Annotated in this window: 10 protein-coding genes and 1 riboswitch; of the genes, 8 read left to right on the forward strand and 2 right to left on the reverse strand. The window is 38.0% G+C overall.

The features are described 5' to 3' along the window. Nucleotides 1–268: 268 nt before the first annotated feature. Entirely contained in the window at nucleotides 269–1,540 is a 1,272-nt protein-coding gene (locus A8F94_RS19835; RefSeq protein WP_066204410.1) for a RidA family protein, read from the forward strand. A gap of 690 nt (nucleotides 1,541–2,230) precedes the next feature. On the opposite strand, the gene A8F94_RS19845 is transcribed toward A8F94_RS19835, so the two are convergent. Continuing rightward, nucleotides 2,231–3,268 (reverse strand): DUF6081 family protein, encoded by a 1,038-nt coding sequence (locus tag A8F94_RS19845; protein ID WP_066204414.1) that lies wholly within the window; start codon nucleotides 3,266–3,268, stop codon nucleotides 2,231–2,233. 538 nt (nucleotides 3,269–3,806) lie between these two features. Here A8F94_RS19845 and A8F94_RS19850 point away from each other — a divergent pair. The 3 genes from A8F94_RS19850 (at nucleotide 3,807) to A8F94_RS19860 (ending at nucleotide 7,138) form a co-directional block, all read left to right on the forward strand. Further along, nucleotides 3,807–4,670 carry an ROK family protein gene (locus A8F94_RS19850; protein WP_139070146.1) on the forward strand — a complete coding sequence of 288 codons (864 nt, stop codon included), beginning with the start codon at nucleotides 3,807–3,809 and terminating at the stop codon, nucleotides 4,668–4,670. 40 nt (nucleotides 4,671–4,710) lie between these two features. Next, on the forward strand, nucleotides 4,711–5,658 hold the full coding sequence (gene manA, locus A8F94_RS19855) for a mannose-6-phosphate isomerase, class I (protein WP_066205097.1): 948 nt from the start codon (nucleotides 4,711–4,713) through the stop codon (nucleotides 5,656–5,658). A 493-nt stretch (nucleotides 5,659–6,151) separates the two neighbouring features. Beyond that, a complete protein-coding gene (locus A8F94_RS19860; protein ID WP_066204418.1) occupies nucleotides 6,152–7,138 on the forward strand; it encodes a diaminopimelate dehydrogenase in 987 nt (328 codons plus the stop codon). Nucleotides 7,139–7,374: 236 nt separating this feature from the next. On the opposite strand, the gene A8F94_RS19865 is transcribed toward A8F94_RS19860, so the two are convergent. Continuing rightward, complete coding sequence (locus tag A8F94_RS19865) at nucleotides 7,375–7,839, reverse strand: DUF6220 domain-containing protein (protein WP_066204419.1); 465 nt, start codon at nucleotides 7,837–7,839, stop codon at nucleotides 7,375–7,377. Between the two features lie 365 nt (nucleotides 7,840–8,204). Then, a riboswitch (purine riboswitch) is annotated at nucleotides 8,205–8,305 on the forward strand. Between the two features lie 297 nt (nucleotides 8,306–8,602). On the opposite strand from A8F94_RS19865, the gene A8F94_RS19875 reads away from it, so the two are divergent. The 4 genes from A8F94_RS19875 to A8F94_RS19890 all read left to right on the forward strand — a co-directional run bounded on the left by A8F94_RS19875 (nucleotide 8,603) and on the right by A8F94_RS19890 (nucleotide 14,823). Next, a complete protein-coding gene (locus A8F94_RS19875) occupies nucleotides 8,603–9,898 on the forward strand; it encodes an NCS2 family permease (protein ID WP_066204420.1) in 1,296 nt (431 codons plus the stop codon). 253 nt (nucleotides 9,899–10,151) lie between these two features. After that, on the forward strand, nucleotides 10,152–10,904 hold the full coding sequence (locus A8F94_RS19880) for a copper homeostasis protein CutC (RefSeq protein ID WP_066204422.1): 753 nt from the start codon (nucleotides 10,152–10,154) through the stop codon (nucleotides 10,902–10,904). 243 nt (nucleotides 10,905–11,147) lie between these two features. Next, nucleotides 11,148–13,406, forward strand: coding sequence for an ATP-binding cassette domain-containing protein (locus A8F94_RS19885; RefSeq protein ID WP_066204424.1), 2,259 nt, complete (start codon nucleotides 11,148–11,150; stop codon nucleotides 13,404–13,406). Nucleotides 13,407–13,968: 562 nt separating this feature from the next. Beyond that, complete coding sequence (locus A8F94_RS19890) at nucleotides 13,969–14,823, forward strand: malate synthase (protein WP_066204427.1); 855 nt, start codon at nucleotides 13,969–13,971, stop codon at nucleotides 14,821–14,823. Nucleotides 14,824–14,980: the final 157 nt, after the last annotated feature.

Raw genomic sequence — 14,980 nt, forward strand, 5'->3', positions numbered from 1 at the left:
TTAATTTTTTGAGCCGTTAATTCATATGGAAATTATGCAGATAAAAAGCGAATCGCTTTCAAAGGAGAAATCATCAAGGAATCAGACAATATAGTGGGAAGGATAGCGGGTTTTATGGAAAAAAGTGTTTCTGAACGGTTAGAAATTAACCCTGGTATTACAACACACATAAAAAATTCGTTTTTACAATCAAGGAATTTAGACCGGTTTCTTCGGTGTAAAACTGCGATTAAATAAATTAAAAATTTATTTAAAAGGGGATAATATTATGAGCGGCTATAACGAAGTATTAGCAAGAAATACGGAAAATGCTCCAAACGGTAACGGTCTATATTCACAAACTGTAGCTTTCTCTCATTACAATAATCTTTCAGCACAATTACCTATCGATCCAAAAACGGGTAAATTGGTAACTGGCGGTATAAAAGAGCAGGCTGAGCAATGCTTTAAAAATATCAAGGCAATTGTAGAGAGCATCGATCATGATATGAGCGATATTGTTAGAATCACTGTATTCGTTAAGAATATCAAAGATGTTGACGCGGTAGACGAAGTTTATAAAACATTCTTCCCAACCTATGTTCCTTCACGGACAACAGTTGCAGTTGCAGCTTTACCTATGAATGCTTTGGTGCAAATTGAAGCACTTGTTTCACATGGAGAAGGTACAATTCCAAACTCACCACAAGCAGGCGACCTCATAAAGCTTACAAATAACACGGCAAATGCACCAACAAGTTCTCTATCTACACAAACTGTGGCTTTCTCTCATTACAATAATCTTTCAGCTCAATTGCCTATCGATCCAAAAACGGGTAGATTGGTGGCTGGCGGTGTAAAAGAGCAGGCTGGACAGTGCTTAAAAAATATCAAGGCAATTTTAGAAAGTATCGACGTTCCTTTTGATGATATTGTTAAAATTACTATCTTCCTTAAAAACCTCTCGGATACTGAAGCTGTAAATGAAGTTTACAAAAAATTTTTCCCAGACTCGGCTATCGCCAGATCCGCATCCTATGTCCCTGCACGGACAACAGTTGCAGCTTCCGCTTTACCTATGGATGCTTTAGTGCAAATGGAAGCAGTGGTGTCACACGGAGATGGTACACCCCCACAAGCTGTTGAAGACAGACATGGAATCGTTATATGGGCAAACAACACTGAAAATGCACCAACAAGTTCTCTATCTACACAAACAGTAGCTTTCTCTCATTACAATCACCTTTCAGCTCAATTACCTTTGGACCCAAAAACCGGTGAATTGGTAGCTGGTGGTGTAAAAGAGCAGGCTGAACAGTGCTTAAAAAATATCAAGGCAATTATAGAGAGTATCGACCACGTTATGGACGATGTGGTTAAAGTAAATATCTTCGTTAAAAATATTGGAGATATTGATGCTGTAGACGAAGTTTACACAACATTCTTCCCAGGCGGTACTCCTGCACGAAGAACAGTTGGCGTATCTGCTTTACCTAAAGATGCTTTAGTCCAAATTGATGCAATTGTATCAAACGCGGAAGGAACACCTCCAAAAGCATAACAGGCATTTGTCTGTTAATGCCGATGGTAAATACGAAATCGTATATCCTATTCACAAAAAGGGGCTGTCCCAAATAAAAATTGAGACAGCTTCCAACGCCTAAACTTTGTATTTGGATACTTTTGTGAAGTTGTTCCGTTTATAGCCAAACACAGAAGCATAAACTCAACCTTTACACTTTGTTCATCTCTTGTTAAAAATCATCGAAATCCGTAATCCTCCTTCAAAATTTGAAATACACGTTCCGCTTGGATTAATGAATTCTTTAGTAAGACAATTCCAAGCGGGCAGGTAATGTTTTCAAGGACATGTAAATAATATTTGAACGTTTTATTGTGCACAATTTTTACTAAATAGTTGTCGCATTTCGCTAGTAATGGGACATTCTTATATAAACTTTTTGTTGCAAACCACCTGCATCCCATGTGTTGCCACACACACTCCACACATATGGAGTGTATTGTTAAGCTTAAATTTATTAAAGAATAGAAACATAATTTGTTCATTTATTATTAATGACATAGGTAATCGGTCGGATAGTACATCTGCTTTATTCTGTGGAAAAACTTTTTCATGTATGGGCTGGGAGTCGCCGCTCATACACGTTTTTTGTCTAATCCTACGGTTAGTAAATAATGCTGCCGTTTTGAATTCAATTATCAAAAGGGCAGCATTATTATTATATTATCTTTATTTTGATTGTTTATAAACAACATTAACCTGCTTTACATTTAATCTGGCTCCTTGGCCAAATAATCGACTTGATTCTAAGCTCTGTTCATCCACAAAGGATAGAGGTGTCTGGCCTGTTATTGGATGGTAGTAGAAATTTTCTTCCGTCGACAGCTTAACCAATCCCTTTCCGTTATCAAAGGCATCAAGCAATGTAAACATCCCAATTCCCCCAACTAACTGATCGGGCTTAACCAATTGTTCTTCCCCGCCATGATCTAAAATCATATATTGCGGGTCTATTTTATATCCAATTTTATCAACACTGAACACTTCCGAGTTATTTACATACCATTTAACCGTCCCTTTATCTTTGTCATAAGAAATTCTTAAATAATGAACATCCGCAGGGTTCCGTTTTCTAACGGGGATTTTGTAAGAAAATGCAGCATAATTGCCAAGAGTTCCCCCACGGCCAAATGGAAGCCGCTCGTAAAATGCATAGATTTGATTATTAGTAATGAAAAAGTCAAATACCATAAAGGATTCCATATCCATTGTATTAAAAGCGAAACTTGCTAGACGAATATCATTGGGATCCTTTATATGATCACCAAAAGGGTGAAATTGAGTTCCATAGGTTTGCCCAGAAATCCACGTTTCAAACGATAGCTCCTTTCCAGAGACAGCATCAAAACCGGGATATCCTTTTGAAGAGGTATTGTTCATATAGGCTAGCCATTTAACATGATCAATTCCACCTGAGAGGCCTCCATTTACATGTTCTTGCGCAAGTGTATTGGTAAATGCCGGTTCTCCGGTAATTGGATTTTTTCCGCTAGAAACCACTTCAAGTCCTTTGTTTGAGGTAGTAACAATTCCATCGTTCCCTATATAAGAACCTGCACTAAAATAAAACCACTTTTCCTCAGTAAACCCTTTAGAAAAATCATCCCATGTAATCTTCGTAGTTCCAAGCAATGTAGAAGCCATTGCAAAGGAACTAGAAAAGAAAATTAATAAAATTGATAAGGAACCAATTTTCAACAATTTCAATATCATCCCACCTTAATTATTTATCAATCTCCTGTTAAAAAAAGCCATCATGTAGACAATATTAAGTATATTTTCGAGAATGATAAACTTGTTAAAATCAATACGACAAAAAATTAAACTTCTAAGCATTAAGATAATTTATATATAATACTCGGATTCCGATTATTGTAATAATTGATATAGTGTTCGAATAAGTAAGTATTTTATAACTCACCAGCACCCCATGTGTTGTCACATACACTCAACGCATGTTGAGGCTGTTACGAAACTAGTATTGGAAAAACCAACTAACCCCTAAGGGAGTTCCTTTTAGATGCCTTGTAAAAAATTAACGAAGTAATAAACGATGATACTACGTCAAGTAAATAGACACAGATTTCTACCGCGCTATTAAAAGCGAATAAACTTTTTTATGAGGATGAAATCAGCTGCTTTCCTTCGATACATGCGTCCAAAATCATGGGCGTATGGTAAGCTAATGTGGTAGATCTATATCAAATTTTAAGTAGTTAACCAATTTATATGGAGGAAATGTATTATGCTAGGCGCGATTGAGGCGGGTGGAACTAAATTTAATTGTGCTGTTGGGGATAAAAATGGCCATATAAACGAGCGGATTCAGATTCAAACGACGACCCCAGAGGAAACGATTCCGCAGGTAATTGCTTTTTTTAAGCAATTTGAATTAGAAGCGATAGGAATCGGTTCTTTTGGTCCAATTGATGTGAATCGGGAAAGTTCTGACTACGGCTCCATTACTTCTACCCCTAAGCCGGGTTGGATGAATTATCGGTTTGTCGATGTGATGAAAGAGGCCTTTGGTGTTCCTATTGGTTTTCATACGGATGTGAATGCGGCAGCGTTAGGAGAGGCAACATTTGGGGCCGCAAAGAATTTGGACAGCTGTTTGTATATAACAGTCGGTACCGGCATTGGAGTTGGTGCCATTGTAGAGGGCAAGCTTCTTCAAGGGCTGTCCCATCCGGAAATGGGCCATATCCTTGTAAGGCGCCACCCAGATGATAGTTTTCAAGGAAAGTGTCCTTATCATTATGATTGTCTGGAAGGGCTTGCTGCGGGACCTGCAATTGAAGCGCGTTGGGGAGCCAAAGGCATTTACCTGGCAGACCGTCCGGAGGTATGGGATTTAGAAGGATATTATATTGCTCAAGCTCTTATGCAATATATTTTAATTCTTTCACCGAAAAAGATTATCCTCGGCGGGGGCGTGATGCACCAGACCCAAGTATTTACTTCTATTTATAACTATCTCCCCCAAATGATACAGGGGTATGTTACTCTACCTGAGCTCTCAAATTATATAGTCAAGCCTGTTTTGGGAGATGACGCTGGACTTGTAGGTGCATTGTTGCTTGCGGATCTAGCGTTAAAGGAAAGCTAAATTTATCTATTTGAAAGGCAAAAATATTTTTGGGGGTAATATTTTGGAACCGTTATTTTTAACACCTGTTTTTAAGGAACGAGTTTGGGGAGGTATAGCTTTAAAAGAAAAATTTCATTATGAGATTCCATTTGAAAACACGGGGGAGTGCTGGGCCATTTCTGCACACCCTAATGGTCCATCGGTTGTTAACAATGGAACTTATACGGGTTGGAAGTTAAACCAACTTTGGAAGGAGCACCCCGAACTGTTTGGAAACTCGACGGGAGAGGTATTTCCCTTATTGACGAAAATCTTGGATGCAAACATGGATTTATCTGTTCAAGTTCATCCTGATGATTATTATGCCACGGTTAATGAAAATGGAGAGTTGGGTAAAACTGAATGCTGGTATATTATTGACTGCAAAGAAGATGCGGATTTGATTTTTGGCCACAATGCCCGCACTAAGGAAGAATTGATTCATAAAGTGAAGGAAGGAAAATGGGACGAATTGCTTCGGAGAGTAAAAATCAAACCGGGGGATTTTTTCTATGTTCCTAGTGGTACCATTCATGCATTATGTGAAGGAACGATTGTTTTGGAAACCCAACAAAGCTCTGACACAACCTACCGGTTATATGATTATAACCGGAGAGACTCGGAGGGAAATCTTCGCGAGCTGCATTTGGAGAAGGCCATTGCCGTAACGAATGTTCCTCATCAAAATCCAGTCAATTCACCACGAGTCGAAGAACGAACCGGTGTAAAGATAACAACCTTCATTCAATCCGACTACTTCACAGTTTATAAATGGGATATAGACGGTAAATCACAGTTCTCCATTAACGAACAATACCTGTTATTAAGCGTTATAAAAGGAGCTGCCACTTTAACCCATAAAAAACAACAATACAAACTAACAAAAGGAGCACATCTCATCCTCCCAACGGGATTTGGCAGCTTCCAATTAGAAGGCACTTGCGAAATCATTGTTTCCCACACGTGATACAGGGATGGTTGTTTAAGGGGACGATGGGAAATGGAAGATCTGCGCTTTAACAAACGGATAAGAGTCCGTTATCTCTACTAATCTATTAAAAAACCAAGCCAGCAAAAAAGATGGCTTGTTTTTTTGTATTCAGTGCAATTGGTTTCCTGGCTATGAGTGGAATATACAAATAATAAGATTTTTTTAAAAAAGTTTAACCGGGGTCGCACACCCTTTAATCTGGATACCATTGAAAGTGTTATTTACAAACCTGTTAAAGATAAGCAAAGGCTTACCTTCAAGTTCCTTCAGATCTTCTATACATCCTTCATCTTGTTATACAAAAGCAAGCAACTATTTTCCATGAATCAGGTGAATTGCTTATCCTATTTATGGGCGATATAATTGAAACTATATTTAAATGGATTAAGGTGAATAAGATTCTTTTTGTGAGTTGTTAAATAGTGAATTATAATGAAAAATGAAGAAAAAATAGGAATGGGGATAGAGTATGAGCGATCAAATTAAAGTAGGAATTGTAGGCTACGGTAATCTTGGCAGAGGAACGATTGAAGCAATCAAGCAATGTTCAGATATGGAGCTTGTGGCTATTTTTACAAGAAGGGCACCTAAAACCCTTTCAGTAAATGAACCAAATGTAGAGGTTTTGCCTATTGCGAGTGCAGAGGAATATAAGGACAAAATTGATGTGATGATCTTATGTGGAGGTTCAGCAACCGATCTTCCAGAGCAAGGTCCATATTTTTCCGGGATGTTTAACACAATCGATAGTTATGATACACATGCAAAGATTCCTGAATATTTTAGTGCAGTGGATCAAGCGGCTAAAGAAAGTGGAAAGATCAGTATTATTTCTGTTGGCTGGGATCCTGGTTTATTTTCATTGAATCGTTTAATGGCCGAAGCCATTTTACCAAATGGTGAAACTTACACATTCTGGGGGAAAGGACTGAGCCAAGGGCATTCAGACGCGATTCGCAGAGTTGAGGGTGTAGCAGGTGGTGTTCAGTATACAGTACCGATTGATGAAGCAATAGAGAAGGTCAAAAGTGGAGTGAATCCTGAATTATCTACAGGCGAAAAACACCGACGTGTTTGTTATGTCGTAGCACAAGAAGGATATGACAAAGCAAAAATTGAACACGATATTAAAACAATGCCGAACTACTTTGCTGACTATGAGACAGAAGTAAACTTTATTACAGCAGAAGAATTAAAAGAAAACCATTCAAAATTACCACATGGCGGTTTTGTCATCCGAAGCGGAAAAACAGGAAATGACAATAAACAAATTATTGAATACTCGCTTGACTTAGGGAGTAACCCTGAATTTACAGCTAGTGTACTAGTGGCATATGCAAGAGCCGCTTATCGTTTAAATAAAGAAGGACAAGCTGGTGCAAAAACTGTTTTTGATGTTGCACCTGGTTATCTGTCTCCAAGGTCCGCAGAGGATTTGAGAAGAGATTTATTGTAATAGAGGTTCCTGCCCTCGGTACGTTAATTAAATGCTTTGGGGTTCAGGACTGTGAATTTTTTGTTTTTAATGATAACACTCACTAACTCCCCATTTGCTGTCACAATCTGACATGTTGAAGCGGTTACGAATTTGGTATTAAAAGAAGGCAACTAACCCTTTTGGGCGTTGCCTCTTTTCTTATAATAATGTAACCCCAATGGTTGATTAGTAATTGCAAAATAATTCAAGGGGGACTAAAAGCCAATGGAACCGTCCCTGTGGCCTCCAGTACTGAATTTATTGGAGCTGCCATCATCAATAAGTTCTTTCTTGCCTTTCACAACAACCTTATATGAACCCCAGGCAACAAACAATGAAATCGAAAATAAGAAGAGTGAGAATACTGAATGAATGGCACCAAGCCAGCCGTAGGTAGTGTAGTATTGGAAGTTGATTAAAAAGAATAACAGAAAGCTCGTTGTGGTATACATTTTAGGGATTCTCCCGGCAAGGCCCAAAATAAACATGAAGGATGGAACGAATTCAATTACCTTTACTACAGTTCTGTGTGTTTGCCAGAGTGTACCATCAACAAAAAAAGCTAAGCCTGCTAAAGAAACTTGAGTGACGATTCCTAGCAGAAGAATCCATGCGAACAGTAAAAATAAGGTCCGTAAATATTTCTGTATCCTGCTCATAATTTTTTCGCTTATTCTCATAAAAAATCCCCCCATTTTTACTACTGGTACCCGGGTATCCTCACCTCTTAAAATGCTTAACGATAGTATATGAAATTCTTTAAAGGTCTAAATATACTATATGATTAAAAAGTCAAGAAACCGTTTAGAACTTTTGAACTTTCTATGTCTATAGTCCCGTGGTCTAAAAAATGCGGCTCGAATATTGATTTTCAATTGGGAACATTTCTTTGTTCAAACTTCCAGCAATTCCTTTCAATAGTATCTTTCCGACTTTCTCACTCCTTCATCCAGTATTAACCATATCTTACAGATAAAACTTATATCACTTCATACTATATTTTATTGAAGTTTTTACTTTAAATTGTTATCATTCTCCTATTGTTTAAAAAAGAATAGATATACCTTGTATAAATTCAAGAATACGGCTTGAAAGTTTCTACCAGCTACCTTAAATAGCTTGTCTACAAGGAATGGGAAATAAATGAAGGTTTATATCCCTTTTCGGTAGAAAAAACTTTGGCTAAACTGTGGTCAAAGTTTTTTTATTTTAAAGGGAATTATAAAAGGGATGGCTGTAAAACTAACCTCGGAATCATTCCCGTTTATTCTTTAATTCATCCCGCATTAAGGGGCAGTAAGACCCCACCTCAAGTTTCAGAAGTCGAAGATGATAAGTGGGGGTCAACTGCCCCTAAAAGTCCGATTGGTTCAACTAACAATCAGTGGGGATGGAACCCCCCACTGATTGAAGTTTCACTTTATCAGAATAGGAGATTACAACATGAGAAACTTTTTTAAATTTGCAGAACGGAATACTTCCTTTAAGCAGGAAACGGTAGCAGGACTGACAACCTTTCTATCCGTAGCATATATATTAGTCGTAAATCCACTTATCCTAAGCCAATCCGGGATGGATAGTGGGGCCGTATTTACTGCAACTGCTCTTACTGCAATCATCGGTTCACTGCTCATTGGGTTGCTTGCTAACTACCCAATCGCAATTGCGCCAAGTATGGGGTTGAATTCATTTTTCACTTTTTCTGTGTGTATTGGGATGGGAATAGCATGGCAAGTCACTTTGACCGGTGTTTTTATTGCAGGAATCATCTTTATGTTATTAAGTTTAATGAAAATCCGAGAGAAGATCATTAATATCATTCCATTGAATTTAAAACATGCAATAGCTTCTGGAATTGGATTCTTTATCACGTTCATTGGGTTAAAAAATGGAGGAATTATTATTTCCAATCCTGATACATTTGTTTCGATTGGAAATTTAAGCTCACCTACGACCTTACTGGCTATTTTTGGCCTGTTTATTACGATTGTTATGTTAGTACGTGGAATAAGTGGAGGAATTTTTTATGGAATCGTCATTACCACGATTATTGGAATGATTGTCGGATTAATTAATGTTCCTTCAACCATTGTGGGAGATATACCGAGTATGGAACCAACATTTGGTGTCGTGTTTTCCCATTTGGATGAGATTTTCACCCCTGAATTAATGGCGGTTATTTTCACATTTTTAATTGTTGCCTTTTTTGATACGGCTGGTGCATTAATTGCACTAACCAGCCAAGCGGGAATGATGAAAGGTAATACTGTTCCGAATATAGGAAGGGCATTGCTTGCCGATTCTACCGCTGGTGCAGTTGGAGCTATTTTGGGAACATCCACACCTGCTACGAGTGTTGAATCTTCCGCTGGAATTGCTGTAGGAGGAAGAACGGGCTTTACGGCTGTCGTTATTGCTGCTTGTTTTGCGATTGCTTTGTTCTTCTCACCAGTTCTTGCTGTTATTACATTAGAAGTTACAGCACCTGCCTTAATTATTGTGGGGGCATTAATGGCAATGGAAATAAGGAAAATAGACTGGACCAAGCTTGAAATTGTCATTCCATCCTTTTTGACGATTATCATGATGCCCCTCACTTCTAGTGTGGCAATAGGTCTTGCATTTGGTTTTATTCTTTATCCAATTTGTTTAGTAGCACAAAAGCGGTATAAAGAAATTCATCCAATTATGTATGTGCTTTGTTTGTTATTTATACTATATTTTGCTTTTATAGTGTAGTTTTAGGAAAGAGAATTAGGCACTATCCGCTTACAATTGCCGGGGTGTATAGAAGGAACATACTATCTCCATGTAACATTCCTCTTCCTCTGTTCCAACTGAACATAGTTGGTTTCCGGCAGGCAGGAGATCAGGGATGGTTCTGATCAGCACAATTGTTGTCATAACTGGTAGAATTATATATAAACACTGAGAACTTAGGGGGGATGCCACCTAGGTTCTTTATTTTTAAATAATTTGGAAGGTGAAGGTAATGAAACGAATTGCAGAAATATGTTGTGGAAGTTTGGAAGATGCTATAAACGCACAAAATGCAGGGGCAGACCGTATAGAACTTACTAATGCCATGTATTTATCGGGATTAACTCCGTCAATTGGAACAATAAAGCAGGTCGTAAACAATTGTACAATCCCCATTGTAGCTATGGTCAGGCCGCGTCCAGGTGGATTTTTCTATAATGACTATGAATTTAGAACGATGTTAGCAGATACTGAGGCTATCATGGACTTTAATGTTGAAGGAATTGCGTTTGGCTGTTTAGATGAAAATTGTCATATCGACATAGATAAGAGCAAGGAAATAATAGACATGATTCACCAGAAGAATAAAGATGCTATTTTTCATAGAGCATTCGATTGTGTCAAGGATCCCTATCAATCTATGGAGATTTTGATTGACTTAGGTGTAAAAAGAGTATTAACAAGTGGATTAAATAATACAGCAATGGAAGGGATAGAGTTATTAACAAAACTGCAGGACAAATATGGAGATAAAATTGAAATATTAACCGGAGGAGGAGTAAATGCTGAAAATGCATCCGTACTAATGAATAAAACCGGTATTCTTCAGTACCACAGCTCTTGTAAGAATTGGATGAGAGACAAGACCACAATCAGCAATGATGTTTCATTTGCCTTTGCCGAACCACCTCATCAGGAAGAGTATAATATAGTGGATCCTGGTATAGCCACCGATTTTGTAAAAGCAATAAAAGGTGCCTCGTAACTCACTTCATTAGAAGGCAACTAACCTTTATGGGAGTTGCCTTTCCGTGTTTCTTGGTGAGAATAAAGGTACCGTAAAAAGGCGTGATAAAGGATGCGGAAAAGGGCATATAAAGAAGGATTAGTGTGAGTTCAGCAGTTTTGTGTGTTTTATAAGGGTGTTTTAATATCACGCAATGGGGTAGAGTTCCGGCAATATAGTTGAACGATTTAGCAAAATATACTCTATAGAAAGGATAATAAAATGTCAGAAATGAAAGATGAAATTATTTTAAGAGGGCTTAAAGAAAATAATTTAAAAAATGTCGATTTGAACATACCAAAGGAAAAAATCGTCGTATTTACTGGTCTTTCAGGCTCAGGAAAGAGTTCTGTCGCTTTTGATACATTAGCAACAGAAAGCAGACGGCAAATGACTTTGAACTATCCTCACTATTTAAGATATCAAATGCCAAGGTACGAACGGCCCCATGCTGATCTTATGCAAAACTTAAGTCCTGTTGTAGTAGTGGAACAAAGACCTATAGGAGGCAATTCCCGTTCAACAGTAGGGACCTATATGGATATTGATCCATTAATCAGGCTTTTGTTCTCGAGAATCGGGGATCCGCCGATAGGTTCTGCGACCGATTTTTCAAGCCAAAGCTCCTTCGGAAGATGTCCTGAATGTGGCGGATTTGGGGAGGTCATTAGGCCGGACATAAATAAGCTTATTGATTTTGATAAATCACTTCGAGAGTATGCTGTTAGATTTAAGCCATTATCTCCTTCAGGGTGGCAAGGTAATTGGATGATGACGTGCGGATTATTTGATCCAGATAAACCATTAAAGGATTACTCGGAAGAAAAACTACATCTGTTTTTATACGGTCCCCGGGAAGGTGAAAGAGCCTATGCGCCGTTTCATACAAAAAATGGGCCTCACAATGCAGAGTGGGATGGGTTACTGCCAAGATTTACGCGCGTCTATATAAATAGAGATATCTCAAAGCTAAAACAAGTATCCCAAGATGATGTATTAGCAGTTTCAACACATTCATTGTGTCCAACCTGCCAAGGTTCAGGCCTAAACCCAAAGGTATTGGAATGTAGAATAAATGGTTTAAATATCGCTGAATACGATCAACTAGAGCTTCCGGAATTACTGGAAGAATTAAAGAACATAAGGGAACCAATGGGAGAATCGATAGCTAGACAAGCAATCCCATATGTTAAACAATTAGTCGACATGGGACTTAGATATTTAAGTCTGTCCAGAAAAATGGGCACCCTTTCCGGCGGAGAAGCTCAAAGAGTGAAAATCGCCCGCCATTTAGGGAGCAGCCTAAACAATATTACTTACATTTTCGACGAACCAAGTGCAGGACTTCATCCGGAAGAAGTAGATATGTTAATCCAGATGCTAAAAAGGCTAAGAGACCAACATAATACTGTCATCGTAATCGAACACAATCTATCCGTCATTAAAGTAGCGGATGAAATAATCGAAATGGGACCAGGAGCAGGAGTAAATGGAGGAAAAGTGGTTTATCAAGGGAAAGTGGAAGGAATAAAAAACTCTCCAACTGCAAAGGCCTTAAAGCAAGATCTAAAGATAAACAAAAGTCCGAGGGATAGAAAAAGTTATTTTACAATAAGAAGAGCAAGTAACAATAACTTGAAAAATGTAAGTATAGATATTCCTAAGAATGTTTTGGTCTCTGTATGCGGAGTATCTGGTTCAGGAAAAAGCTCATTAATACTGGAAGCATTGGCTCAAAAGTATCCAGATTCCATTTCGGTAGGACAAGGCGGCATAGGAATCTCTAACCGTTCGACCATGGCTACATATATGGGAATAATGGATGATATTCGCACAGCATTTTCAAAAGCAACGGGACAACCTGCGGGATTGTTCAGTTTCAACTCATTGGGAGCATGTCCTGTCTGCAAAGGAAAAGGAGTACTAACGCCTGAAGTAGCATTTGCAGATCCAGTGACAATTCCTTGTGAAGCATGTGGCGGTACCAGGTACTCAGACGAAGCGCTTTCGTATCAATATCAAGATAAAAACATCGTAGAGATTTTAGATTTAACAATAGATGAAGCTATGAACTATTTTAAGGCGCCAAAAATCCTAAAAAGAGTGGATACGCTAAAAGAGGTAGGATTAGGGTATCTAACCTTGGGACAGACGACAAGTTCTTTAAGCGGAGGAGAAATCCAACGTCTAAAACTTGCAAGCCATTTACAAAAGGAAGGACAAATCTACCTGTTAGACGAACCTTCCTTAGGATTACACGCAGAAGATGATGCAAAACTCCTGAATGTATTTCAAAATATTGTAGACAGAGGAAATTCTGTCATCATCATCGAACACAATCTAGATTTTATAGCAGCGAGTGATTGGATTATAGAAATGGGTCCGGGAGGAGGAAAACAAGGCGGACAAATTATATTTGAAGGCACACCAGAAGAAATGCTAAACGCAGAAACATTGACAGCGAAATGGTTAAAGAGTTAGTAATGTGATACCGGGTGTTAGGCAATCACAAAATTAGCGCTGAAGGAAGAGACTGGCCCAATGTAACCTTTTGGGCCTCTTTTTATGGTTGAATAATACCTTGTTGGTTCGCTCCAGGGCTTCGCTTCCTGCAGGCGTCCGGGAAGCCCAACATTCTTATTTCGCTCTGTAGTTATCTCCAATAAGCACCGCTATCAAATAATTAGTTAAAGGCGGATTCCAGAAGTGTAGCGACCTTTTGAAGGGCTTATGCATAGTTATTTTAATTAAGTATCTAGAATAAAACTTTTATTTTACCCCACGGTGAAATATCTTGTCAATAATAAATTTGCAATATTTCCAAATAAATGTTACAATAGTTTTACAATTGTTTTTTATCGTATTCCGAATTCAGCTGTCCTTTTTGCAGAAAAAATTTTGGATACGTTTTTTTAATATCCTTTTTTAAACCGAAGATAAAATCAAACAGTTGTGTGAGCTTTAAAGGAATTTAGGTGGATAAAATGATCAATTTACTATCTAGTAGTAATCGAATTTTTATTCTACAAGGAGGACTAATATATTGAATCTAATCAATAAGAAAGTTACACACAAGCGTTTTGGTACGGGTAGTATAGTTAAACATAATGACTCTGTTATTGAAATACTTTTTGCATCGGAGAATAAAAAGTTTGTTTTCCCTGATGTATTTGGACAGCACCTAAAACTGCATGATAAAGTTGCTGCTAATTCACTCGAAAAAGTTATACAAAAAATGGAAATCGAACGAAAAGAGGAAGAATGGAAGAAAGAAGAAGAAAAAAAGCTACAACAAAAAAACCGGGAACTTCGCTTGGAACATGAAAAACTTATGAAAAATCATAAACTTCATCCCGAATCCCAAATGGTTTTTTGGTGTGACACAGAAGAACAGAATAGCTCTTTTTCAGAGTGGAAGGTTTTTTCAGGCGTAATAAAAAGTGGTACTAACAAAGGGAAGCCAAACAAACCGATTCGCTTGCACCAAAATAGCGCTGTCTTGTTAACAGCAATAGATTCCAGCATGCCTGAGAAAGACAGGCGTATCTTAGGTGTTTATATGGTGAATGAAGACTTTATCGGTAAGCTTTGTGAAGATGGATATATTCCTGCTCATTCAACATACAGACTCCAACTTACAGAACAAGAATCGGATAAGATGCTCTTCTGGAAATACTACGTAAATGAGAAATTCCCCCACAAAATGACTTGGAATACAGGTAAATACCGTTATTTTGATAATGTATGGATGGCTCAAATTTTGCGTGATATCGTTTCGTTGAAAAGTGAACCGAAGGAACAAGAGCTGGCACAGCAATTCTTTGAACATTTTTGTAAAATGAATCAGATAACAGAACGAGAGTTACCAAAGCCTAATGGGGCATTATTGCGTAATTAATATAGAATGACTGGGGGTGGAACATTTTTCCTGTTCATCGCGAATGGTGATTCTATTATGAAGGAGTGAGGCTCAAGCCCACTCCTTTTTAGTTCTAATTCATTGATTGAACATGCATGAACACTAACACCATATTTACAAGAGCGTGAACGAAAAA

Origin of the sequence: Bacillus sp. FJAT-27225, assembly GCF_001685025.1 — a bacterium.
In the GTDB taxonomy this organism is placed as follows: Bacteria; Bacillota; Bacilli; order Bacillales; family Cytobacillaceae; genus Bacillus_D.